Origin of the sequence: Sneathiella sp. HT1-7 (assembly GCF_020731145.1) — a bacterium.
Taxonomy (GTDB): domain Bacteria; phylum Pseudomonadota; class Alphaproteobacteria; order Sneathiellales; family Sneathiellaceae; genus Sneathiella.
Map to the genome: position 1 here is coordinate 128,156 of NZ_JAJFZN010000004.1, position 24,223 is coordinate 152,378.

The window sequence follows — 24,223 nt, forward strand, 5'->3', positions numbered from 1 at the left end:
AACGACCCATCGGCCAAACTGCCCCCTTATACAGAAGTCTGCGCCGAGTTTAAAGCAATCGTGAAAATTAGTCGATGAAGGAGTAATGCAACATTTATGCTCAGATGGGAAAACATTCTTCATGTAAACCAAGACATACAACTTATGTTTGTTATTATGAGAATTCCTTGGATCGACGGATCAAAAAATGGATGAAGAAATAAAGAAAAAAAATCGCATTTGGCTGTTTTTTCTCTCATTGCTTACGTTTTGGCCAATTGTAGTTCCGGCTCTGTTCGCGCTACCGGTATTCATCCTCTTTCCTTTCGTTACACTTGAACTGCCTGATATTGATGGTGCGAAAATGCGAAGTATTAAAGAAATAAAGTACGTCACAGAAAGAGTTTGCGGAATAGATGTAGATGTTGAAATTGTCAAATTACGTCTCGAAAGCGAAACCAAAAACGACGGAAAAGCAAGCACACACTATAAGGTAAACCAAATCGTTCATTTCAACAATCAAGAGTATGAAGTTATTTCGCTCGTGCTTAAGGATTTAAAATTATTGAACTTCGAAATTTTCAATGTGGAGTTGTTTGGCGATGTCCATAAATGCCGAAAATTGAACCCATAATCAGTCCCGAGGTCAAAAGCCTGAAACGCGTTTAAAGTACTCGTGAAAAATAGTCGATGAAGGAGTGTGGGGAAGGAAGGCGGCGCTATTAATTTGAATGGCTAAATTAAGTCATCTCGCCTTTATAAATAGATTTCCAAGCAAAAAGAAAATTGCTGAAATACTAGAGCATACAAACGCAAGCTTTACCCTATCGTAAAATGCCGTGGTTCCGATTGCAGATTGATGAAAACAATATTCATAGATCAACCAAAGCAGCACGACGATAAGCGGAGACAAAATGGCATATATTTCTATTTTAGGCTGAATTTTTGCGTAGAATAAACTGAATAGAATATTGGCAAGTGCATAGAGGGGAAGAGAAAAAATTACTGCAAACAATAAAACAATAGGAAAATATCCGAGTTCCAAAAATTTACCGAACGTTGCCATTAAAAGAATTCCTCCAAACAAACCTGCTGCGTATGAAGTGAAAAGCAGTAGATTATATTTCTCGGGAGTACCCATAAATACCTCTAGCAGATTGATAGAATTTCAAAAACTACTTAATGTAGAATCAAAATGATATGTAAGCTTACGCAAATTACAGCATGAGAAAAGTATTAATTCTAATCGTCCTTGCGGCACTCATACTCGCGCCGTTCTGGGTCACGATACTGGCAAACAATTTTCAGCTTTGGAGTTTCTCACGGCAATTGTCAAAAGTAGAGAGCCTCCTTCCAAAATACTATGTAGTTATGGCTGAAGGTTCAGATATCTATAATGAAGATAACAGCGAATATTGTAGTTACCGGGCCATAAAGGTATATCGGATTTTTGCAACGCAAGAAACCTTGGATAGCTTGAAGAAAGAAATCGAAAAATTAGTTTTCACGCCTGCACAGAAATCGCAAAATTACTATCCAGCAAAAGTTAATGTAGAAATTGCCGACATTTTACTAATTGTCTCTATTTCAGATGGACCATATGACGCAAACTTCGACATAAGGTGCTGGTGAAAGTCAACTGTGTGAGCAATATAGGAAATAACCACTTTCGAATAGTATTGGGCGATAGCAATGGATTTCATTGTTGAAAGTTTTTTAAAGCTGTTGCGGAAAAATTTTTCAAAAAACAAATATCAGCGACTAGCTGTTATCATTCTAGAAATAGTCGCAATCATTTTCTTGCTTGGCGGAATGTACATTTTAGTTTCAGTACAATTAGACAGGATGTAATAAGCAAAACAAAATGGTGAGTGCTCGACTTTAGAAGGATCAATCTCCCAGATCCCCTATAAAGATACTTCTCTCAGGATTGATTTTGTGAAAATCGATCTTACCCTTATACTCAGTTTTTGTGCAGTGCGGAATAAGGGGTGGTATGGCGGCGGTTCGGAAGGTTTTTCTGGTTATACTATGCGCGATCCTGCTCTTTGGGTTGCCACAAATGTTGTCGGTCGCGGCCGGCACCTCATCGGAGGCATCAAGCTGGTCCTCGGCGCGGCGGGATGCAACCGGGCTATCGCCCTCACCGGAGACCCATAAAGAGGCCATCATTCAGATCTTCGGCGCGCGCACCTGGGGCTGGCGCGGGAATTTCGCGATCCACACCTGGATTTCAATGAAACGCAAAGACGCGGACAATTACGACCGCTATGAGGTCATCGGCTGGCGTGCGCGGAACGGCGGCAATGCGTTGGTTCATAGCCGCAGCGCGCCTGATAATCACTGGTTTGGGAATACGCCTGAAGTCCTCGCCGTTGTTGAAGGCCCCGAAGCGGAAAAACTCATCGACCGGATCGAGGCAAGCATCGAGAGCTATCCGCACAAATATGAATATCGCGTCTGGCCCGGTCCCAACTCGAACAGCTTTATCGCCCATATCGGGCGCGAGGTGCCGGAACTCGAACTTGACCTCCCACCCACAGCAATTGGCAAGGATTTCATCTCTGGCAGCCATCTGTTGGGGAACGCCGTGAGCGGACGCGGTATGCAATTTTCCCTGCTCGGTCTAGGCGGGTTCACTTTAAGCCCGGTTGAGGGGGTAGAAGTTCACCTGCTCGGGCTTACCCTTGGCCTGGATATAGATGATTTTGCTTTAAAAATCCCGGGTTTTGGCCGACTGGAACCCTTCAGCGAGCAAAATGAATTACCCTAACGCATCGGCCTTTGCATCCAAGCGGTTCAGAAAATTATCGAGTTGCTCTATCTCTTCCGGGCTGAATTCGGCAAGGAGTTGGTTTTCATATTCTTGTGCGAGCGGAATAATTTCCGCCAGTGTTGTTTGGCCCGCAGCAGTCAGGTAAAGCGCCGCAGAACGGCGATCCCCTTCAAGAATACGCTTTTCAAGGCGGTCCGACTTTAAAAGTCGTTCAACCGCCCGGCTTATGCTCACCTTATCGAGGGAGGCAAGCGGCGCAATCTCCCGCGCGGTCAGGCCGGGATTGGACCCCAACAGAGCCACAATACGCCATTCTGCGATAGTCAGATCGAACATCTTTGAGTATTTCGCGGCGAGGCTGCGGCTGATCATCCCCGACAGCTTGGTCAGACGATAGGGCAGAAACCGGGGAAGATAGAGACTTCGTTGCATTTCATTCATCGAAACAGCCTTGACTTTATGTATTACCCGATCCATTTTACGGATTAAAGTTTCAAATGAAACTACTTTTTTACCGGAGGGATCAAAATGGCTGATTTATGGGACAATCCGATGGAAACCGACGGCTTCGAGTTTGTCGAATATGCCGCGCCGGACCCAGAGGCTTTGGGCAATCTTTTTATCTCCATGGGCTTTCGCCCTGTGGCAAAACATCGCTCCAAGGATGTGACACTTTATCGGCAGGGGGACGTGAACTTTATTGTAAATGCTGAGCCCGATAGCTTCGCGCAGTCCTTCGCGCGCATCCATGGGCCATGTGCTTGCGCGATGGCATTCCGGGTAAAAGATGCCGCAAAGGCAATTAAAAAAGCGGAGGAACTCGGCGCTTGGGTCGTGCCGTCAGATGCGGGTCCTATGGAACTCAATATCCCAGCCATTAAAGGGATCGGGGATTCGCTTATTTATCTCGTGGATCGGTATGGCGATAAAGGCTCAATCTATGATGTTGATTTTTTGCCTATCGAGGGAGAGGAGCGTCATCCTGTGGGGACGGGCCTCACCTATATTGATCACCTGACCCACAATGTGCATCGTGGACGAATGAGCGAATGGTCGGAATTCTATGAACGGCTCTTTAATTTCAAGGAAATTCGTTATTTTGATATCGAAGGCAAACTCACCGGCCTTAAAAGCAAAGCGATGACGAGCCCCTGTGGCAAGATCCGCATCCCCATCAATGAGAGTTCCGATGACAAATCGCAGATCCAGGAATATCTTAACGCCTATCATGGCGAAGGGATCCAACATATCGCACTTGGTACCGATGATATCTATGCAACGGTCAAATCCATGCGGGAGACGGGAGCGCAGTTCCAGAGCACGCCCGATACATATTTCGAGCAAATCGAAGAGCGCGTAAAGGATCATGGGGAGGATGTCGCAACGTTAAAGGAACTGCAAATCCTCGTCGATGGGGCGCCGACCGAAGGGCAGGGGCTGCTTCTGCAAATATTCACCCAGAATGTCATCGGCCCGATTTTCTTCGAGTTTATCCAGCGAAAAGGCAATGAAGGTTTCGGGGAGGGGAACTTCCAGGCACTTTTCGAATCAATAGAACTCGATCAAATCAGGCGCGGCGTCATTTAGCGCGATAAGATCAGGAATCATTTTGGGCGGCGAGAGCAGCCGTTTCCCGCGCCGCCGAAATAAGGGCTTGCATTTGCTCCGTGGAGACAACGCCGGGAATAAATTCATCGCCGATGATAAAGGCCGGCGTGCCGCTGATCCCTAACTGCTTGGCGAGAGCATAGTTTTTCTCCACAACCTCGCGTACAGAGTCTTGTTTCATGTCAGCCTCAAGCTTTTCCACATCAAGGCCCAAATCGCCGGCGATACTACGGATACGCTCAATCGTCACGCCACCTCGACTTTCCATCAACGCTGTATGAAATTCGAGATACTTATCCTGCTCTAACGACGCAATGGCCGCCTGGGAGGCAAGGAAAGAATCCGCACCAAGGATCGGAAACTCCTTCAAAACCAGCCGAACATTGCCATCTTCCTCGACAGTTTTCATCAACGTCGGATATGCCTGCTTGCAGTACCCGCAGCGATAATCAAAAAATTCTACAATCGTTACATCACCATCGGGATTCCCGGCGACAAAGCTATGCCCATCCTCTTGTAAATCCGTTGCGAGCGAAGCAATCAGGCCCTGACGTTCCGTTGTGGCCGCCATCTCTTCTTGTTTGCTGAGTTCCGCAATTACTTCACGCAGAACCTGCGGGTTGGAGAGGAGATAGGCACGAACCCGGTTTCCAAATTCATCTTCCGACACTTCAGGTTTTGCCTGCACATAATGATAGGTGCCGAATGCAATCAACCCGACGAGGGCACAAAGTGAAAAAATGCTGAGGCTGCTGAGCTTCGATTTGCCGGACATGGTATTGCTTTCATTGGGTTGTTTCTCGTTGAGTATGCGCAAGCGCCTGATAAAATCAAATAAACTTTACTGTGATCATAGTTGCGGAAATAAGATGCAGGACAATCCCAATGCAGATAAACACGATTGTGGATTTTCCAAACTATATTATAATCAAAAAATGGGAGAACTGCGCAATAACCCGTAAGATTGTAGAAGTATGCGCTTATACTTTTGAGAGTTGGGGGTAGTTAATGCTTAAAGAATTTAAAGAATTCGCCATGCGCGGTAATGTTGTCGACATGGCAGTCGGTATCATTATTGGTGCTGCATTTGGAACAATTGTAAAATCACTCGTTGCCGACGTCATCATGCCGCCAATTGGCATGCTTTTGGGTGGGGTCGATTTTACAGATTTCTTCATCACCCTCTCCGGCGGGACATATGAAACTCTTGCCGCGGCAAAAGAGGCCGGGGCGGTCACCCTGAATTACGGTGCTTTCATCAACACGGTGTTCAGTTTCATCATCGTCGCGTTCGCGGTATTCCTCCTGATCAAGCAGATCAACCGCTTGACCCCGAAAGAAGAAGAGGCCCCAGCCGAACCCGCCGCACCGCCACGTGAAGAGGTTCTACTCGAAGAAATTCGTGATTTGCTGAAAAGCCAGAAATAACCATTCCGGGCGTCACGGGTTACTGCTTCCGTGACGCCTGATTTGCATAGGTGATGATATCGTCCAGCCGAAGGTAGGACGGACTGCCAAGCTTAAAGAAATCCTGTGCCCGCTTGGCATAAAATATAGCCTTTTGGTTATTTCCCTCGAGCAATGAACGTTCCGCGCTCGCCAGAGACAACATTCCTGTATCACCGGTTCTGCTATAGGCAGTGGCAAGTTGGTCCCAGGTATTCCCATTATTTGGATCGAGTGAGAGACTGTCGTTTAGAACGATAATGGCCCTCTCTGAATCCCGTAAATCTCCCGTCGCGTTCAGGACAGTCCCATACATTGTCAGGATCAAGGGCTCGTTCGGCGCGAGAGTAATTGCTGTCTCAAGAGAGGGAAGAGCCCCCAGAATATCTGCATTTTCATAGAGTGCCTGACCCTTTAACTCATGAAAATAAGGATCAGCAGGATATTCTGCGATCAGACTATCAATCTCCTTCATTGCCTTTGGCAAATCTGGATATTTGAAGAAACCAATGGCCCGCGCATAGCGGGCTTCAACGCTGTTATCATTCACCGGGTATTTCTTCAATGTCTTGGCAAGCGGACGCGTATAGCCATAGAGCTTTGCCTGCATCTTTTTTAGGGCAATGATGTCGATATCACTCGCCGGAATGTTCTTATATGGTGATCCGTCAACGCGCTGGGCGAGCGCGGATACGCGCTCACTGCTGACTGGATGGCTCCGGTAGTAGGAGGAAATGGTCGTTTGGGGCTGATATTGATCCTTGCCGATGATTTCCAGAAACTCCACCATGCCGCGGCCCGATTGACCCGTCCGGTTGAGATAGGTGATGGCCGCCTGATCTGCGGAGCTTTCCTGCGTCCGGCTATAACTAAGGAAGGATTTGGTTGCCGCATCCTGAGAGCCAAGCACCACTGCTGCGCCAGCCTCGCCACCACCCGCTACCATGGCAGCAACGCCAAGGATCATACCGACAATGCTCTTTACGTTCGCATTGGCAAGCGCATCACGCGTGCGCGCCAGATGACCACCCGCAATATGGCCCGTTTCATGGGCAATTACGCCTTTAAGCTGGCCTGGAGTTTCAACCCGCTCCAACAGACCGCGATATATGAACAACCGCTGTCCGCCCGCGACAAAAGCATTGAGATCATCGCTGTTGATGATATAAATTTCCACATCATCGCCATTCAGCCCTGCCGCCTTGAACAGAGGCCTTGCGTAAGCGCGAAGGGTATGTTCAATTTCTGCGTCACGAATAAAGGAAGGGGCCGTCTGTTTGGCAGCAGCGCTCCCCAAAGACAGTAACAGGACCAAGAATATGGATACCGGCGTTAATATACGTTTGATCAAGAACAAATTCCTTTTATCACTCCCTAAAACTAGGAACTGGGGAGACGTCCGTCAATGGAAGGTTCGCCTATTATCACTCGCCTGTCTTGCTCCTCTCACCCTCAGCGCCTGCGGCGGCCCGAGTGTCCCGCTTGGCGAAATTGGTAATGTTGAGGGAAATCTTGGTGGCGCGGCCTCCGATGAACCACGCGCGACCCTTGTTGCGGAGGATATCCTTTCCTCTGGCGGCACCGCGGCGGATGCGGCAACTGCGCTTTATTTCACCCTTGCTGTGACCTATCCAATTGCTGCATCCCTTGGTGGTGGCGGGGAATGTATTGTCTATGACACCAAAACGAACAAACTTGAAAATCTGCAGTTTTTCAACCGCGCGCCCGCCGAAGGCGGATCCATCGCCATTCCCGGCAACATCCGTGGCATGGCGGCATTGCAGGCGCGCTACGGAAACCTTGAATGGTCTCAGCTTCTGGCTCCCGCAGAACAGATTGCCAATTTCGGCCAACCTCTTTCGCGTGCGCAGCATATGGCGATGGTCCTGAATAAGGATCAACTCCTCCTCGACTATAATATCCAGAGTATTTTCATGGATAAAGATGGAGAGTTTGTGGCGGAGGGCACTAAAATTCGACAAATCCGCCTCGCCAGCCTGATATCGGCCCTGCGTAGTGAAGGCGGGGCCTCCTTCTACAGCGGCAACTGGGCTCGGACATTTAGCGCGGATGCGCTTGAGGCTGGCGGCAAAATTACCCCGTCTGACATGCTGAACTTCAAACCGGTCTGGCAGGAGGCGCAAAGCTTCCGCGTCGGGAATAACATGGCCGGCGTTTCTGCCAGCCCGTCTGGCGACATATATCGCAAGCTTTGGAAGTTGCTTTTTGACGGCAAAGGCATTCTTGGGATCGATGTTAAAATTCCCCAGGTCGAGATTGCCAAGGCCACGGCGGCTGTCTTCTCAGAAATTTCTGCCATTTCTCCCTTTATCAACCATGGCACCACCTCATTTGTCACAACGGATAACCGTGGCGGGGCAGTAGCATGTGTTGTTGGCCTCGGGCGCCCATTTGGAGGGGGTCAGATGGGCGACATAACCGGTATAGTCATGGCCGGGAACCAACCGCCAGAAAACAGGGAGTTTACGGCCTCTCCAATTCTAATTGCAAACATTCCGAACAAGGATTTTTACTATGCCGGGGCGGCAACGGGTGGAGCTGCGGCAACGGTTGCCTCCGTTTCTACAGCACTGAATATCTTTGCCCAGGGCGGCAATCTCGAACCTGCAATAGACGAAGCGCGCCTTTTCACTATGGGAAACCAGCTTCCGCTCCTGTATGAAACCTCTATGGCGCCGGAAAATATTAACAGCCTAAAGGCCGAATTCCCTGTCATGGTGGAGGTTGACCGGCTGGCTGCGGTCAACGCCATCTACTGTCGGGATGGGAAAGTCCCGAATTGCATCTCCCGACATGATCCGCGTGGCTACGGCCTGTCCCTTATCGAGAACTGATATCCAAAGGAAGAAACATGTCCAGCAAGACGGGCCGGGAAATCAGCCCTTTTATCGCTATGGAAGTTTTGAAAGCAGCAAACCTGCGAGAGCAAAACGGCGGCGAGGTCTTTCATATGGAAGTGGGGCAACCAGGAACGCCCGCGCCATCTAAAGTATTGGCCGCGGCTAAGGACGCCCTTGATAACAAACAGATCGGCTATACGGATGCTCTCGGCATAGCGCCATTGCGCGAAGCTATTGCGCGGCACTACAAGGATTTCTATGGCGTGAATATCCCGAAGGAACGGGTTGTCGTCACCACTGGGTCCTCAGGTGGATTTCTATTGTCTTTTCTCTCAGCATTTGAGAAGGGGGACGGCATCGTCCTCGCGGAGCCGGGTTATCCCGCCTATCGCAATATCCTGACGTCTCTGGATCTCGTGCCGGTCGGCTTGCCCTGTCACTCGGAAACAAATTTTCAGCCAACGCCAGAATTGATTGACACAGTGTCGGAGCCGATTGCCGGATTGTTGGTTGCCAGTCCATCAAATCCCACGGGCACCATGATCAAGCGGGATGAATTGGCCGCGCTTGTTGAGTATTGCGCGAGCCGAGATCTGCAATTTATCTCTGACGAGATATATCACGGCATCACCTATGATACGCCCGCCACGACAGCACTGGAATTGACGGACGAAGCAATCATCATCAACTCCTTCTCAAAGTATTTTTCCATGACCGGCTGGCGTTTGGGCTGGATGATCGTGCCCGAACGAATGATCAGTACAATAGAAAAGCTGGCACAGAATATCTTCATCTCACCGCCCGCGCTCAGTCAGTATGCGGCCGTTGCCGCGTTCGACTGTATTGACGAGATGGAGGAGAATGTCCGGGGCTATGCCCGTAATCGTGAAATTCTGCTGCGGGAGTTACCTAAACTCGGGCTCACGCGGCTGGCTGCCGCCGATGGTGCGTTCTATGTCTATGCAGACGTGCGTGATTACACCAATGATTCCGTGGCGTTCTGTCAAAAAATGCTCGACGAGACGGGAGTTGCGGCAACCCCGGGCCTTGATTTCGACCCGCATCGCGGCAACGGCTATGTCCGCTTTTCCTTCGCCGGGCCAACCGCCACAATTGAGAAGGTGATAGAGAGCCTTAAAAACTGGTCCGGCATAAAAAAAGGGAGCCATTAAGCTCCCTTTTTCTTAGTCTATATTTTAATAAAACCTAGCCGCGCCGCCACCAACCGCTGCGCTTGGGCTTCTTTTCCACCACAGCTTCTTCCGATGCCTGCTCATTCACCAAAGTAACCGATACCGGCTTTTCGGCAACTTCCGGTTCATGGGTTTCGGTTGGGGCAGGGGCTACGGGTTCAGACGGGGCTTCCATAGCGACGGCTGCCTCAGTTGGCTCAGCCACAGCTGTTGTTGGTTCTTCATCTTTTTTGGCGGTCCGGCGTCGGCGTACAGGTGCTTTCTTCGGTTTATCCGCCTGTTCAGAAGTCTCTTCAGAAGACGTTTCCGCAGTCTCGCTTGATGCACTTGCGACTGCTTCGATATCAGCCTTTGGCTTACGACGAGAGCGACGTGGTTTCTTCTGCGTCTCTTCAGATACTTCCGCCGTGTCTGACTGTGTCGCCATTTCAGCTACATCGGTCGAGTCCGCTGTGGTCTCGTCCGTTACAGTGATTGGAATGACAACCGCTTCGGCGCCTTCTGAGTTTGAACTATCTTCGCCCGCACTGTTATCCTGCGTTTGCTGATCATCTGAGGAAGCGTTGCGCGAGCGCCGACGGCCACCACGTTTACCGCGGCGACGGCGTTTAGGCTCACCACTCTCGCTTTCGTCTTCACCGCCCGTAGGCTGGCTCTCACTTGACTGCTCTTCGGTATTCGCTTCCTGCGGAGCATTCTCATCGCGCGGCTTCCTCCGACGACGGCGACGACGGCGTTTTGGCGCCGCGCCATCCTCATCCCCATTTGACTCGACTGCGGATTGCTCGGTTTCTTCTTCCTCAATGTTGCCTGTGTACGCAGTTGTCACTTCGCGGGTGACAGGCGTCAGATCGCCCGGTTTTCCTTTTTCCCGGTCAATCTTATAGTCATTCATATTGGATGTCGGGTCGGCGACAATCAGAATTGTCATGCCATAGAGATTTTCAAGTTCCTGAATGACGGCGCGCTTCTGGTTAAGCAGGAAGATCGCTACATCCGTATGAACAGCAACGGTAATTTTCGCGCTTCTCTCGCGGACACCTTCTTCTTCGAGAGTACGGATAATCAGAAGTGCCGTCGACTCGATGGAACGGACAAAACCCGAACCACCGCAGGTGTGGCACATGGTCGTACTGGTTTCCAGGAAGCTCGGACGGAGTCGCTGACGTGACATTTCCATCAGACCAAAGGGACTGATCCGTCCCACCTGAATTCGTGCACGATCAGATTTAAGGCAATCCTTCATCCGTCGTTCCACCGCACGGTTATTGCGGTTGTCATCCATGTCGATGAAGTCAATGACGATCAGACCGGCAAGGTCGCGCAGGCGTAATTGCCGAGCGATTTCTTCTGCAGCTTCCAGATTGGTTTTCGTTGCCGTATCCTCGACATTGCGCTCCCGCGTGGCCTTGCCGGAGTTGACGTCAATGGAAACAAGCGCTTCCGTCGGATTTATAACAATATAACCGCCGGATTTAAGCTGTACTTCCGGATGATACATGGAGGCAAACTGCTGTTCCACCTGGAACCGATGAAAGAGGGGAATCTTGTCCTTGTATGGTTGGACCTTCTTTGCATGGCTCGGCATCAGCTTGCGCATGAAGTCCTTCGCCACCTTATAGCCCTCGTCACCCTCAACCAGAACTTCGCTGACCTCCTTGTCGTACAGGTCACGGATACTCCGCTTGATCAGGTTCGCTTCTTCATAGACGCAGTAAGGCGCAATGGATTTAAGCGTCAACTCCCGGATATCATCCCAGAGGCGCATCAGGAATTCGTAATCGCGCTTGATTTCGACCTTGGTCCGGCTAAGCCCCGCTGTACGGATAATGACGCCAATACCTTCGGGCACTTCGAGTTCGTTCGCGATTTTTTTGAGTCGCTTACGATCGGCAGGGTTGCTGATCTTGCGGCTGATTCCGCCACCACGACCCGTATTCGGCATCAGCACACTGTATCGACCGGGCAGGGAGATATAAGTCGTAAGCGCCGCCCCCTTGTTGCCGCGCTCTTCCTTGACCACCTGCACCAGCAGGATCTGTCGACGCTTGATCACTTCCTGAATTTTATAATTGCGGCGCGGTTTTATAGCACGCCGATCATCGACATCATCCTCACCGCCGAGATTCTCGACAACATCATCGTCATCGTTATCGACAATTTCCAGATCACCGCCCGTGTCATCGGCATCGTCGACAACACCTTCTTCATCATCCGGGGCGGAGGCTTCCACCATCGCTTCGGTGTCGTCTCCATCATCTTTGGAGTCGATTGCTGTTGTTTCATCCGCAGCGGACCCGTCAATCTCTGCATCTTCCAGGTCGCTTGCTTCCCGTTCAGCCGCAGCTTCCTGTTCAATCAGGACCTCGCGGTCAGAAATCGGCACCTGGTAATAATCGGGATGGATTTCATTGAAGGGGAGGAAGCCGTGGCGATTGCCGCCATATTCGACAAAGGCTGCCTGAAGAGAGGGCTCTACTCTTGTTACTTTTGCAAGATAGATATTGCCTTTGAGTTGTTTTCTTGACGCCGTCTCGTAATCAAATTCTTCGAGACGGGTACCTCTAACTATTACGACGCGTGTCTCCTCTTCATGAGACGCGTCGATCAGCATGCGCGTAGCCATACTTAAGCTCCGTGACTGGACACCCTCTCTATGAGAAAAAGAGCATCAGCCTATTTTTATGGAAATCGTCGGCGCCGCGTTCTTTAAAAAACGTTTTCCAAACCTGCCAACTGGTCCGGCTTGGGTCTTTGGCTGCCATAACCTGCGCTCGACATTGAGATCAGGAACGATTTCTGTTTCACCTATTTTCTCTGCATTGTCTTAAGCGCTGTCATCAGACGCTCCGGGGATTGAAAATTTTCAATGCCTGCAAAAGCTGTCGATAACGGCGCCGCCCTAACTCATATATATGAGTATGGGACTGACCACAGGAACTCACATCACTATAGTACCTTCAATATGATGGACTTACCAAGTGAATAATGATGGGGGGATTAAAATTATTATACTATATAAGGCGGCATGCATTGAAAAGAGGGTACGAAGTCGCTAATTTAAGCCGTTCGGCGAATGCATAGTCGTCAAAATTGTAGCGTAAAATATATATGATCCGGATATGGATATGGTCAATCGCTTTTTCCGATATGTTTTTCTGGCCAGCCTGATGGTTGCCGGGGGGTGTTTGTCGATGCTCGCTAACGCAGCGCCCGCCATCGATGTATCCTCTGCTCGGCTTGGACAGCATACGGACAAGACGCGCTTCGTTCTGGAAATGAGCGCCGCCCCAAAATATGATGTTTTCCTGCTCGCCGACCCTTATCGGATTGTCATCGACTTACCGGAACTTAACTGGCAAGCGGACGAAAACGCCGGCCGTAAAAAAGGGCTGGTTGAGAACTATCGTTTCGGTTTGTTCAAGAAAGATACCTCCCGCGTTGTGCTGGATGTCGGCGGACCGGTAAAAATCCTGCGCACAGTGACCCTGCCGCCATCATCGGGCAAGCCCTATCGCTTCTTTATTGATATTCAGAAAACCGATGAGGCCAGCTTCCAAAAAGAATTGGCCGCGCGCCGTAATCAGCAGAAGAGGACCCAGGTCGCGATTGTCGCACCGGAGCCGCCCGTTAAAAGCCGGAAATATACGATCGTCGTTGATGCAGGCCATGGCGGCATCGACCCTGGTGCCATCGGCAAGAGCGGTGTCTACGAGAAGAAAATTACTCTTGGTGTCGCCAAACGAATAAATACCATCCTGTCGAAGAACAAAAAGTACAATGTCATCATGACCCGAAATGATGACACCTTCCTCAGCCTGCGGGAGCGGGTCTCTGTCGGACGACACGCCGGGGCCGATCTTTTTGTCTCTATCCATGCCGATTCGATCAGCCGCCCTGATTTTCGTGGATCAACGGTGTATACTCTCTCCGAAAATGCCTCTGATGACGAAGCGGCGGAACTGGCCAAGAGCGAAAACAAATCAGACCTGATTGCTGGTGTGGATATGAGCGTCCAGGACGATACGGTACAGGGCATCCTGATTGATCTCGCACAACGCGAGACCATGAATTTTTCCGTCAAATTCGCCGAAATGATTATCCCGGAAATATCCAAATCCGGCATGAAAACACGCGGCCGCTCTCACCGCTTCGCAGGATTTCGCGTGCTGAAGGCTCCTGACGTTCCCTCTGTCCTTGTGGAACTTGGCTATTTATCGAACCGCGAGGACGAGAAAATTCTAAAATCAGCTACGGGGCAACAACGGCTGGCGCAGGCAATTGTCAATGCAATAGACCGATATTTCAAAACCGTTGATCCATAACATTAGAGTTGGCAGGGGCTGGTTTTTCGAAAATTCGTATTTTCTACCTGAAAAAAGTCTAATCTGCTCTATATTCACAATTTGATTATGTAATTTGAGATTTGTTAGCTTATGAAGCGCTTTGCGAAATTTCTTTTTCTCTGTTTTGCCTTGGTGATTTTCTTCGGAGTTATTGCCGTTGGAGCCGTTGGCTATGGCCTTTATCATTTCGGCAAGGGGCTGCCGGAATATGATCAGCTTACCGAGTATGAACCACCGGTGATGACGCGGGTCCACGCGGCGGACGGAAGCCTGATTGCAGAGTACGCCACGCAGCGACGTCTTTTTGTGCCAATCGAAACTATCCCCGAATTTGTCAAACAGGCCTTTATTGCAGCGGAAGATCAGAATTATTACGACCATCCGGGCCTGGATTATAAGGGAATTGCCCGCGCGGCTTTCACCAACCTCAAGAATTTGGGGCAGGGCCGGCGACCAGTCGGTGCCTCCACCATTACGCAGCAGGTGGCGAAAAACATGCTGCTGACGAACGAGGTATCCTACGAACGCAAAGCCAAAGAAGCCATTCTCGCGCTTCGGATCGACCGCGCACTTACAAAAGATCAGGTGCTGGAGCTATATCTGAATGAAATCTACCTCGGTCATCGCGCCTATGGCGTGGCGGCGGCGGCCCTCTATTATTTCGACAAACCACTCGATCGCCTGACAATAGCCGAGGCCGCGTATCTCGCGGCGCTGCCCAAGGCGCCCAATAACTATAATCCCTTCCGCTACCCAGAACGCGCGGTCCAGCGTCGAAACTATGTCATCGGCCGGCTGCTTGAGGATGAGTATATTACCCAGGAAGAGGCCGATGAGGCTCTTGCCACGCCACTTCTTGCACGCAAGGGCGGTGATGCCGAGGTGATCCAGGCTGAATGGTTCGTCGAGCAGGTGCGACGCGAACTCTACGATGTATATGGCGAGAAGGCGCTCTATGATGGTGGCTTATCCGTCCGAACCACCATGCTGACATCGATGCAGCAGGTTGGTGAGCGTATCCTGCGCGAGGGTCTGCGCGCCTATGACCGTCGACATGGATGGCGCGGACCGCTTTCCACGATTGAAGTCGGCGAGGACTGGACCGTGAAAATGATCAAGTTCCCCCGTCCGAAAGGCCTTGGGGACTGGCATATGACGGTCGTGCTGGAACTGGACGACGAGGCGGCAACCATTGGCTTTCCTGACACATCAAAAGGCCGCATCCTGCTTGAAGATATGACTTGGGCGCGGCAATATATCGAGGTGGATAAAAAAGGCCCGGGAATTAAAAAGCCGTCCGATGTCCTGAAAGTCGGCGATGTCATCGCGGTCTCCCCCAAGGAGGGAGCAAAGGCAACGGAAAAGCTTTTCAGCCTGGAACAGATCCCGAAGGTCTCTGGCGGTCTTGTCGCGATGGATCCGCACACGGGCCGTGTCTATGCCATTGTTGGCGGCTGGAGCCCGGATTCTTCCGAATTTAACCGCGCCGTTCAGGCATATCGTCAACCTGGATCTGCCTTCAAGCCCTTCGTCTATGCCGCCGCGCTCGACAACGGCTTTACACCCGCTGACAAGGTAATGGATGGCCCGTTCGTGCTCACACAGCCGAATGGGGATCGCTGGAAGCCTTCGAACTATACGAACCGCTTTTACGGGCCAAGCACGCTCCGCCTCGGGGTGGAAAAATCACGAAACCTGATGACGGTACGGCTTGCCCGTGCCATCGGGATGGAGCCGATTGTCGATTATGCGCATCGCTTCGGTATTACCGATAACCTGATGCCAACGCTTTCCATGGCCCTCGGTGCAGGGGAGACAACGCTTCTTAAGCTGACAACGGCCTATGCGGAACTGGTGAACGGCGGCAAGAGAATTACACCAACCTTGATCGATCGTATTCAGGACCGTCGCGGCAAGACCATCTATCGCCATGACGAACGCCCGTGCGAAAGCTGCAATGTTGAAGCCTGGGACAATCAAGATGAACCCGAGCTTCCAGATAACAGGGAACAAATATTGCCGGCGACGACTGCCTATCAGGTTGTCTCCATGCTTGAAGGCGTCGTCACCCGGGGAACAGGGATACGGATCAAGGCAATCGGAAAGCCACTGGGCGGCAAAACCGGCACGACCAATGAAAGTCAGGATACCTGGTTTATGGGTTTCTCACCCGATCTTGCTGTTGGTGTCTATGTCGGCTTCGATACACCGGAGAGCCTTGGCAAGAAGGAAACAGGTTCCTCCGTTGCTGTGCCAATCTTTCGCGATTTCATGGCCGAAGTCCTAAAAGACAAGCCCGCAACACCCTTCCGCGTGCCAGAGGGCATCCGCCTTGTCCGGATCAATGGACAGACCGGGGAGCCCGCGAAGCGGGGCGACAAGAATGTCATTCTGGAAGCGTTTAAAACCACGACGAGCACCCTGACCAGCAACGGCGTCCTCGATGGGTCCGAAACCGGAAATTCCCCCGTTATTAGCGGGACGATCCCGGAAAAGGCTGTTCGCTCCGGCACAGGCGGGCTTTACTGATCAGAAATTTCGGATTACCTTCCGCCAGAATTTTACGTTGTTGGAGTGAAGAATGCGTGCAGAACACCAGTCGCTAGTCGATGAAATCAAGCAGGGCATGGACCTGCTGAGGAGGTATCTTTGACTGGGAAAATGCAACCCGCCGACTGGATGAGTTGAACGCGCTCGTCGAAGATCCCGATCTTTGGAACGACGCCACCAAGGCACAGGCCCTGATGCGCGAAAGAACCTCTCTTGAAGGGGCGCTCAACGCTTATAACCGCGTCAGTCAGGAACTGGACGATAACTGCGAACTCATCGCCCTCGCCGAGGAAGAAGAGGACGAAGAGACCGTTCTGGAAGCAGAAGAGGGGCTTAAATCCCTGCTGACCGAAGTCAACCGGCGGCGTCTGGAAAGTATGCTGTCGGGCGAAGTAGATGCCAATGATTGCTATGTGGAAGTTCATTCTGGCGCCGGCGGCACCGAATCGCAGGATTGGACACAGATGGTCCTCCGGATGTATATGCGTTGGGCCGATCAGCATGGCTACAAGGTCAAAATACTGGAAGAAAGTGCCGGGGAAGAAGCGGGCATTAAATCTGTCACGATTGAGATTTCGGGCGAGAATGCCTATGGCTGGCTCAAGACAGAGAGTGGCGTTCATCGGCTGGTTCGGATATCGCCTTTTGATTCCAATGCACGTCGCCATACAAGCTTCTGCTCCGTCGGGGTTTATCCCGTGATCGATGACAATATTGACGTTGAGATCGATGAAAAAGACCTCCGCATTGATACCTACCGCGCCTCTGGTGCCGGTGGACAGCATGTGAACCGGACAGAATCCGCAATCCGCATCACCCATATCCCCACGAATGTTGTCGTACAGTGCCAGAACGACCGATCCCAGCATAAAAACCGCGCAGAGGCGATGAAAATGCTAAAATCCCGCCTCTATGAGTTGGAACTGCAAAAACGTGAAGCAGCCGCGCAGGAAACGCGGGACGGCCAGACGGATATTGGCTGGGGGCACCAGATTCGCTCCTACGTGCTGCATCCCTACCAGATGGTAAAGGACCTGCGTACCGGAGTGGAGAAGGGCAATGCCCAGGGTGTATTAGATGGCGATCTTGATGATTATCTCGCGGCAGCACTCGCCCAGAAGGTCGGCGGGGAAGAAGACGCCGCCTGATCAGTCTTGGTTAAAGACGTGACGAAGTGCGTCCGCTGCTTGGTGGACGGCTTTGTCGGCCTGCGGCAATAGCGCCGTCATCGACATAAACCCATGCACCATACTCGGAAAACGTACCGTGCCGACAGCAACTCCAGCCCCTTGCAACGCCTTACCATAGCTTTCCGCTTCATCACGGAGTGGATCAAATCCTGCGGTAATGATAAGCGCCGGAGGAAGGCCGGTGAGGTCTGAATTTAAAATAGGAGATGCACGGAAATCACCGCGTTCTGACGCATTATTCAGATACATGTCGCGATAATCACGGATGCGGTCGTAGGTTAGGAAATACCCTTCCTCGAACAGTTGATAGCTTGTCGCAGAGAGATGCGCATCCAATGTTGGGTAAAGCAACATCTGGAATACCGGCTGAGCATCACCTTTGGATTTCGCTTGCTGCGCCACTGCGGCCGCAAGACATCCACCCGAACTATCGCCGCCAACGGCAACATTTGAAGGATCGAGGCCAAGGCTCGCACCTTGTTCAACGGCCCAGTTAAAGGCATTTATGGCATCATCGATAGCAGCAGGAAATTTATGTTCCGGAGCAAGACGATACTCAACGGAAAGAACCGCAAAGCCGCCATATTTTGCGAGACGAGCACATAGACCATCATGGCTATTCAGCGAACCGCGAATATAGCCGCCGCCATGATAATAAACCAGAACAGGAAGGGAAGGGTTATTGTCGGGCTTATAGAGCCGAGCCGGGAGTGCGCCGAAATCCGTCGGGATTTCAATATTTTGCACGGACTTTAGCTTTGGCCGTTTTCCCGCCAGAGCACCCGCCAACCGCTCCATATTGGCGCGGGTCGTCTCAACCGGAGTTTCCCGGACTGGCGTCGCCGTCTTCCAATCTATATCGCAAAGAAGACGTGCCTTGCTATTAAGCGTCTGGCCATCAATGACGACCGGCTTCAAACCATAACAGAGACTGAAAAAAGAATCAGGGAGAAGCGCGATAAGGGCAAGAAGCAATCGTTCCATCTTATCGGCTCTATATCTCACGGATCACGAAGCGGCGGTGATTATGCCGATGCGCGGGCGACCTGTTTCTGTTCAAAAATTTCCTGTAATTCGCCGGTTTCGAACATTTCACGCATGATGTCACACCCACCAACAAATTCGCCTTTGACGTAAAGCTGCGGGATCGTTGGCCACTGGCTGAATTCCTTGATGCCTTCGCGCACACCCGGATCACTCAACACATCGACACCTTTGAATTTCACATCCAGATGCGACAGGATTTGTACGGCCGTCGCCGAGAATCCGCACTGCGGAAAAATGGCGGAGCCCTTCATAAAAAGCACTACGTCGTTGCCAGAAACTTCCTGGGAAATTCGATCTTTTGTTACTTGATCAAGCATTTATCGATCCTTCTTAATGTTAATTCTTACGATTGTCCATCCGGCACGGAGGTCTGAAGGGCGAGGGCATGGAGAGCCTCTCCCATATTCCCTTGCAGCGCCTCATAAACCATTTGATGCTGACGAACACGCGGCAGCCCGGCAAAGCTGGCGGAGGTTACCATGGCGGCGTAATGATCACCGTCTCCGCGCAAATCAGTGATCTGCACTACAGCATCGGGGATGCCTTCCTTGATAAGCCGTTCAATTTCACTCGCATCCATTGCCATGGATCAAAACTCCTATTCACTACCCGGACGGGACATAAGGTCCGGCAGCCAATTTGCATGTACATTTTTCAGCCTACTCACGGATATGGTGAGGACGCCGTCTATTTTCAAATCAGTATGACCGATCGTTCCAATTATGTGTAGGGGAATATCTTCAGCAAGCGCAAATCCCCGCACCATCTCCACATTATCGGGCTTCACTGTAATCACGTAGCAAGCCTGATTTTCCGCAAAGAGAGCGGCATGGGACGGCAACGCAGTATCCAACAGGATTTCCGCGCCGACATTCCCGGCAATCGCCATTTCGGCAAGCGCGACGCCAAGGCCACCATCGGAAATATCATGGGCCGCTGTGATAAGACCCTTTTCAATCATCTCCCGAAGGTAATCGCCATGTTTGCGCTCTTTTTCAAGATCGACAGTTGGCGGCGCGCCATCTTCGCGCCCTTCAATCTCGCGGAGATATATTGTTTGCCCTAACTCGCCCGTTAAATCACCGAGCAGCATCACTACATCTCCCTCAGACTTGAAGGCGAGGGTAGTCATTTTAGAATAATCAGCAAGCAACCCGACACCGCCAATTGCCGGTGTGGGATAGATGCCTGTGCCATTGGTCTCGTTATAGAGGGAGACATTCCCGGAAATCACCGGATAATCGAGGGCAGTACAGGCGCGGCGCATCCCATTGATACAGCCGACAAACTGCCCCATGATCTCAGGCCGCTGCGGATTTCCGAAATTCATGCAGTCGGTAATAGCGAGCGGTTTACCGCCGGTTGCGGTGATATTGCGCCATGTCTCGGCCACGGCCTGCGCGCCCCCCATTTCCGGATCGGCGTAGCAATAACGCGGTGTACAATCCGTTGTTATCGCAAGCGCTTTTTTAGTGCCATGCACACGGACGACCGCCGCATCACCGCCCGGCCGCTGAATCGTATCGCCCATGACCATATGGTCATACTGCTCCCATATCCATTTGCGACTCGCAATTTCGGAAGACCCCATAAGTTTCAGAAGTACGTCGCCCAGATCATTCGGTTCCGGCACATCCTCTCCTTTGAGGATTGTCGGCGGCGGAGTCTTTATCCAGGGACGATCATATTCCGGCGCGGCATCCGCAAGTGGCGCGACGGGAAGGTCCGCAGCAATCTCACCATTCATGGTGAGGACCATCCGTCCCGTATCAGTCACCTTACCGATGACGGAGAAATCCAGCTCCCATTTCTCAAAAATCTTGCGCGCTTCTTCTTCGCGGCCCGGTTTCAGGACCATCAGCATCCGTTCCTGACTTTCGGAGAGCATAATTTCATAGGGCGTCATGCCTTCTTCGCGCATCGGTACGTGATCGAGGTTAAGCTCAATTCCGACGCCACCCTTGTCCGCCATCTCAAACGATGACGAGGTGAGGCCCGCCGCGCCCATATCCTGAATGGCAACAATCGCATCGGTCGCCATCAGTTCAAGGCAGGCTTCGAGCAGGAGTTTCTCCGTGAACGGATCGCCAACCTGAACCGTGGGGCGTTTTTCCTCGCTGTCGTCATCAAACTCCGCCGACGCCATGGTCGCCCCGTGGATACCATCGCGCCCAGTTTTTGACCCGACATAGACCACCGGATTACCAATACCGGCAGCAGCGGAATAAAAAATGTTATCCGTATCCGCAAGGCCCACCGTCATGGCATTGACAAGAATATTCCCGTCATAGGAAGCGTGAAAATTAGTCTCGCCACCAACTGTCGGGACACCCATGCAGTTGCCATAGCCTGCGATGCCCGCGACCACACCAGAGACGAGATGTCCGGTCTTTGGATGATCCGGACGCCCGAAGCGAAGCGCATTCATATTGGCAATAGGCCGTGCGCCCATGGTGAAGACGTCACGCATAATGCCGCCAACGCCGGTCGCCGCGCCCTGATAGGGTTCGATAAAGGAGGGGTGGTTATGGCTCTCCATCTTGAAGATAGCGGCCTGCCCATCACCGATGTCGATAACGCCCGCATTCTCGCCGGGACCGCAAATCACCCATGGCGCTTCTGTGGGAAGAGTTTTCAGCCATTTTTTGGACGATTTATAGGAGCAATGCTCACTCCACATCACGGAGAATATACCAAGTTCCGTGAGGTTCGGCGTCCGACCAAGAATTGAGAGGACGTCCGCATATTCATCTTCAGTCAGGCCATGCTCGGCAACGATGTCTTTGGTGATTTCAGTCATATTTTCAAACGATAGAATTTACAAGATGATCGAAAAAGCGTTTACCGTCAGTCCCGCCAAGCTCATCAGAGATCAGCCGTTCCGGATGCGGCATCAGGCCCAGTACATTGCCCACTTTGTTATAGATACCGGCGATATTATTCCTGGACCCGTTGGGGTTGGCCTCATCAGTCTGTTCCCCGTCTGGCGTGACATAGCGAAAGGCAACCTGGCCTTCTGCCTCCAACTCATTGAGCTTGTCATCATCCGCGTAAAAATTGCCGTCATGATGAGCGACGGGGAAGCGAACGACTTCACCCTGCTCAAACCCGCCGACAAAGCGTTCATTCTGTGAGGTGATCAGCAAATCAACATCGCGGCAAACAAACTTTTGCCCTGCATTCCGCAGAAGCGCACCCGGCAGCATGCCAGTTTCCGTTGCTATCTGAAAACCGTTACAAATTGCCAGAACAGGCGTGCCAGATTCGGCTTTCTTCACAACTTCGCGCATGATGGGGGAATTCGCGGCCATCGCCCCTGCGCGGAGATAGTCTCCGTAGGAAAATCCACCGGGAATCGCGATCAAGTCCGTATCGGGCAACTCGCTATCACCATGCCAGACCATATCCGGCTCCCGGCCCATGGAATGGGTGAGGGCAACTTTCAGGTCACGATCACAATTTGAGGCGGGAAATACAATAACAGCGGCCTTCATTGTCCAAAACTCCCTGTCCGGTCAATCCAGCATTTCAATGGTATAGTTCTCGATCACGGTGTTGGCGAGAAGTTGTTGGCACATTTTTTCCACTTCCGCCTCTGCTGCGTCGCGATCCATATCGGCGAGATCCAGATCAATCGTCTTGCCCTGACGGACATCCACAACACTCTTGAAGCCAAGCCCCTGCAGGGAATGGGAAATCGCTTTCCCTTGCGGATCAAGAACCCCGTTTTTCAAGGAAATATAGACACGTGCTTTCATCTGGTCCTCTTAAGGTTTAAAAAAAGGCGCTAAATATGCGCCTTTACTGGATTGCGGTTGTCCCTTGCAAGTCTCCGGGGCCACCTTCGGGAATAATGCCGAGACGGCGCGCAACTTCCTGATACGCATCCTCAACATCACCGAGATCGCGGCGGAACCGGTCCTTGTCGAGTTTCTTGTTTGTCACAACGTCCCACAGGCGGCAGTTGTCCGGGCTGATTTCATCAGCGAGGATAATCTGCATTTCATCAATTTCGTAATAGCGACCGAACTCCAGTTTGAAATCCACAAGGCGAATGCCAATTCCAGCAAACAAGCCGAGCAGGAAATCATTCACACGGAGCGACTGACTCATAATGTCGTCCAGTTCCAATGGATTGGCCCAGCCAAAGGCTGTGATATGCTCTTCTGAGACCAGCGGATCATTGAGTTCATCTGACTTGAAGCAATATTCAATGATCGGACGGGGCAGGGGCGTTCCCTCTGTAATCCCAAGACGCGAGCAGATCGATCCGGCGGCGACATTGCGTACAATCACCTCAACAGGGATAATCTCCACTTCCTTGATCAACTGCTCACGCATGTTGAGGCGGCGAATAAAATGATTGTGGATGCCAATTTCGGCAAGTTTCACCATCAAATATTCCGAAATACGGTTATTCAGAACACCCTTACCGGTGACCGTTGCTTTTTTTTCACCATTGAATGCGGTGGCATCATCCTTGAAATACTGTACTAGTGTGCCCGATTCCGGACCTTCAAAGAGAACTTTTGCCTTGCCTTCGTAGACTCGTCTACGTCGGGTCATGGATAAACTCCAACTCATCGAAAAGGCGGCTATCCGCCGGAGAAATAAACGTCAGACGACCGTCATTCGGAAATAGATTGGCGCTGTCTGGCCATGTCGGAGAACACTCTCCGTCAAAGCAAGCGGAACATAATGCAGAAATACCGGAAATACAACATTTCCTGTCAGCTAAATGATGTATAATCTTCAGAAATTAACTTGCGGGGCTAGGCGGCGCACACCATCTTAGGTATAACGCACTGCCAGAGACCAAATTAGTGATTTGAAACAGGATTTTAAGGACTGGAAACGGATATGTCAGGATTCGACGATCGCAAAAAAGGCCAGGAAGGCAAATTCGCCCATGATCAGGAAATGGAATTCAAGGTCATGGTACGCCGAAACAAGTTGTTGGGTGGCTGGGCCGCTGAGCTTCTCGGCAAAACAGGTGCTGACGCCGAGGCCTACGCCAAGGAAGTCATAATCTCCGACATGGAAGAGAAGGGCGATGAAGACGTCTTTCGCAAAGTCCGGGGAGATCTTGATGCGGCAAATGTGGAAATGTCAGACCATCGCATCCGCCGCCAGATGGAAGAACTGCTGTCCGTCGCACGCGGACAGATCGCCGCCGGCAAATAGGTTAATTGCGGTATAAGGAGGCGCATGGGAATTGCGCCTCTTT

23 protein-coding genes are annotated in these 24,223 nt (G+C 51.3%); 11 read left to right on the top strand and 12 right to left on the bottom strand.

All coding sequences use genetic code 11. The annotated features are described in order from the left end of the window. The first annotated feature begins 187 nt into the window (after positions 1 to 187). Positions 188 to 613 carry a hypothetical protein gene (locus LKE13_RS14180; RefSeq protein ID WP_227952047.1) on the top strand — a complete coding sequence of 142 codons (426 nt, stop codon included), beginning with the start codon at positions 188 to 190 and terminating at the stop codon, positions 611 to 613. Between the two features lie 111 nt (positions 614 to 724). Here the strand turns inward: LKE13_RS14180 and LKE13_RS14185 are convergent, their stop codons facing one another. Beyond that, positions 725 to 1,120, bottom strand: a complete 396-nt coding sequence (locus LKE13_RS14185; protein ID WP_227952048.1) for a hypothetical protein — start codon at positions 1,118 to 1,120, stop codon at positions 725 to 727. An 83-nt stretch (positions 1,121 to 1,203) separates the two neighbouring features. On the opposite strand from LKE13_RS14185, the gene LKE13_RS14190 reads away from it, so the two are divergent. Together LKE13_RS14190 and LKE13_RS14195 are read left to right on the top strand one after the other, a co-directional pair. Continuing rightward, a complete protein-coding gene (locus tag LKE13_RS14190; RefSeq protein ID WP_227952049.1) occupies positions 1,204 to 1,611 on the top strand; it encodes a hypothetical protein in 408 nt (135 codons plus the stop codon). Between the two features lie 364 nt (positions 1,612 to 1,975). After that, positions 1,976 to 2,752 (top strand): DUF3750 domain-containing protein, encoded by a 777-nt coding sequence (locus LKE13_RS14195; RefSeq protein WP_227952050.1) that lies wholly within the window; start codon positions 1,976 to 1,978, stop codon positions 2,750 to 2,752. Here LKE13_RS14195 and LKE13_RS14200 read toward each other — a convergent pair. Beyond that, a complete protein-coding gene (locus tag LKE13_RS14200) occupies positions 2,744 to 3,196 on the bottom strand; it encodes a MarR family winged helix-turn-helix transcriptional regulator (RefSeq protein ID WP_227952051.1) in 453 nt (150 codons plus the stop codon). The two genes, LKE13_RS14195 and LKE13_RS14200, sit on opposite strands and share 9 nt — an antisense overlap. Before the next feature lie 87 nt (positions 3,197 to 3,283). Between LKE13_RS14200 and hppD the strand changes: the two genes are divergently transcribed. Then, positions 3,284 to 4,342, top strand: coding sequence for a 4-hydroxyphenylpyruvate dioxygenase (gene hppD / locus LKE13_RS14205; protein ID WP_227952052.1), 1,059 nt, complete (start codon positions 3,284 to 3,286; stop codon positions 4,340 to 4,342). 10 nt (positions 4,343 to 4,352) lie between these two features. Here hppD and LKE13_RS14210 read toward each other — a convergent pair whose 3' ends face one another. Then, entirely contained in the window at positions 4,353 to 5,138 is a 786-nt protein-coding gene (locus LKE13_RS14210; RefSeq protein ID WP_227952053.1) for a DsbA family protein, read from the bottom strand. Positions 5,139 to 5,371: 233 nt separating this feature from the next. Here LKE13_RS14210 and mscL point away from each other — a divergent pair, with 233 nt between their 5' ends. Further along, entirely contained in the window at positions 5,372 to 5,791 is a 420-nt protein-coding gene (gene mscL / locus LKE13_RS14215; RefSeq protein WP_227952054.1) for a large-conductance mechanosensitive channel protein MscL, read from the top strand. Between the two features lie 19 nt (positions 5,792 to 5,810). Here the strand turns inward: mscL and LKE13_RS14220 are convergent, their stop codons facing one another. Then, positions 5,811 to 7,160 (bottom strand): M48 family metalloprotease, encoded by a 1,350-nt coding sequence (locus LKE13_RS14220; protein WP_227952055.1) that lies wholly within the window; start codon positions 7,158 to 7,160, stop codon positions 5,811 to 5,813. Between LKE13_RS14220 and LKE13_RS14225 the strand changes: the two genes are divergently transcribed. Then, complete coding sequence (locus tag LKE13_RS14225) at positions 7,129 to 8,664, top strand: gamma-glutamyltransferase (RefSeq protein WP_227952056.1); 1,536 nt, start codon at positions 7,129 to 7,131, stop codon at positions 8,662 to 8,664. The two genes, LKE13_RS14220 and LKE13_RS14225, sit on opposite strands and share 32 nt — an antisense overlap. Before the next feature lie 17 nt (positions 8,665 to 8,681). Further along, positions 8,682 to 9,842: a pyridoxal phosphate-dependent aminotransferase gene (locus LKE13_RS14230; protein WP_227952057.1), complete on the top strand. Its 1,161-nt coding sequence runs from the start codon at positions 8,682 to 8,684 to the stop codon at positions 9,840 to 9,842. A 34-nt stretch (positions 9,843 to 9,876) separates the two neighbouring features. On the opposite strand, the gene LKE13_RS14235 is transcribed toward LKE13_RS14230, so the two are convergent. Further along, positions 9,877 to 12,489, bottom strand: a complete 2,613-nt coding sequence (locus tag LKE13_RS14235) for an Rne/Rng family ribonuclease (protein WP_227952058.1) — start codon at positions 12,487 to 12,489, stop codon at positions 9,877 to 9,879. Positions 12,490 to 12,991: 502 nt separating this feature from the next. Here LKE13_RS14235 and LKE13_RS14240 point away from each other — a divergent pair. The 3 genes from LKE13_RS14240 to prfB all read left to right on the top strand — a co-directional run bounded on the left by LKE13_RS14240 (position 12,992) and on the right by prfB (position 17,907). Beyond that, positions 12,992 to 14,188 (top strand): N-acetylmuramoyl-L-alanine amidase, encoded by a 1,197-nt coding sequence (locus tag LKE13_RS14240; RefSeq protein ID WP_227952059.1) that lies wholly within the window; start codon positions 12,992 to 12,994, stop codon positions 14,186 to 14,188. A gap of 111 nt (positions 14,189 to 14,299) precedes the next feature. Continuing rightward, positions 14,300 to 16,738 carry a penicillin-binding protein 1A gene (locus tag LKE13_RS14245; RefSeq protein ID WP_227952060.1) on the top strand — a complete coding sequence of 813 codons (2,439 nt, stop codon included), beginning with the start codon at positions 14,300 to 14,302 and terminating at the stop codon, positions 16,736 to 16,738. A gap of 52 nt (positions 16,739 to 16,790) precedes the next feature. Continuing rightward, a protein-coding gene (gene prfB / locus LKE13_RS14250) for a peptide chain release factor 2 (RefSeq protein WP_227952061.1) occupies positions 16,791 to 17,907 on the top strand; the annotation gives its coding sequence in 2 pieces (ribosomal slippage) (positions 16,791 to 16,859 and positions 16,861 to 17,907; 1,116 coding nt in all). Here prfB and LKE13_RS14255 read toward each other — a convergent pair. The 7 genes from LKE13_RS14255 to purC are packed head-to-tail and all read right to left on the bottom strand — an operon-like array spanning position 17,908 to position 23,562. Continuing rightward, positions 17,908 to 18,933: an alpha/beta hydrolase gene (locus tag LKE13_RS14255; protein WP_227952062.1), complete on the bottom strand. Its 1,026-nt coding sequence runs from the start codon at positions 18,931 to 18,933 to the stop codon at positions 17,908 to 17,910. Positions 18,934 to 18,974: 41 nt separating this feature from the next. Beyond that, positions 18,975 to 19,313, bottom strand: coding sequence for a Grx4 family monothiol glutaredoxin (gene grxD, locus LKE13_RS14260; RefSeq protein WP_227952063.1), 339 nt, complete (start codon positions 19,311 to 19,313; stop codon positions 18,975 to 18,977). A 26-nt stretch (positions 19,314 to 19,339) separates the two neighbouring features. After that, positions 19,340 to 19,582, bottom strand: coding sequence for a BolA/IbaG family iron-sulfur metabolism protein (locus tag LKE13_RS14265; RefSeq protein ID WP_227952064.1), 243 nt, complete (start codon positions 19,580 to 19,582; stop codon positions 19,340 to 19,342). Positions 19,583 to 19,594: 12 nt separating this feature from the next. After that, positions 19,595 to 21,796 carry a phosphoribosylformylglycinamidine synthase subunit PurL gene (gene purL / locus LKE13_RS14270; protein ID WP_227952065.1) on the bottom strand — a complete coding sequence of 734 codons (2,202 nt, stop codon included), beginning with the start codon at positions 21,794 to 21,796 and terminating at the stop codon, positions 19,595 to 19,597. A gap of 4 nt (positions 21,797 to 21,800) precedes the next feature. Continuing rightward, on the bottom strand, positions 21,801 to 22,490 hold the full coding sequence (gene purQ, locus LKE13_RS14275; RefSeq protein WP_227952066.1) for a phosphoribosylformylglycinamidine synthase subunit PurQ: 690 nt from the start codon (positions 22,488 to 22,490) through the stop codon (positions 21,801 to 21,803). 21 nt (positions 22,491 to 22,511) lie between these two features. Further along, positions 22,512 to 22,754, bottom strand: coding sequence for a phosphoribosylformylglycinamidine synthase subunit PurS (purS, locus tag LKE13_RS14280; protein WP_227952067.1), 243 nt, complete (start codon positions 22,752 to 22,754; stop codon positions 22,512 to 22,514). A 43-nt stretch (positions 22,755 to 22,797) separates the two neighbouring features. Next, positions 22,798 to 23,562, bottom strand: coding sequence for a phosphoribosylaminoimidazolesuccinocarboxamide synthase (gene purC, locus LKE13_RS14285; RefSeq protein WP_227952068.1), 765 nt, complete (start codon positions 23,560 to 23,562; stop codon positions 22,798 to 22,800). Between the two features lie 294 nt (positions 23,563 to 23,856). Here purC and LKE13_RS14290 point away from each other — a divergent pair, with 294 nt between their 5' ends. Further along, positions 23,857 to 24,180 carry a DUF1476 domain-containing protein gene (locus tag LKE13_RS14290; RefSeq protein ID WP_227952069.1) on the top strand — a complete coding sequence of 108 codons (324 nt, stop codon included), beginning with the start codon at positions 23,857 to 23,859 and terminating at the stop codon, positions 24,178 to 24,180. Positions 24,181 to 24,223: the final 43 nt, after the last annotated feature.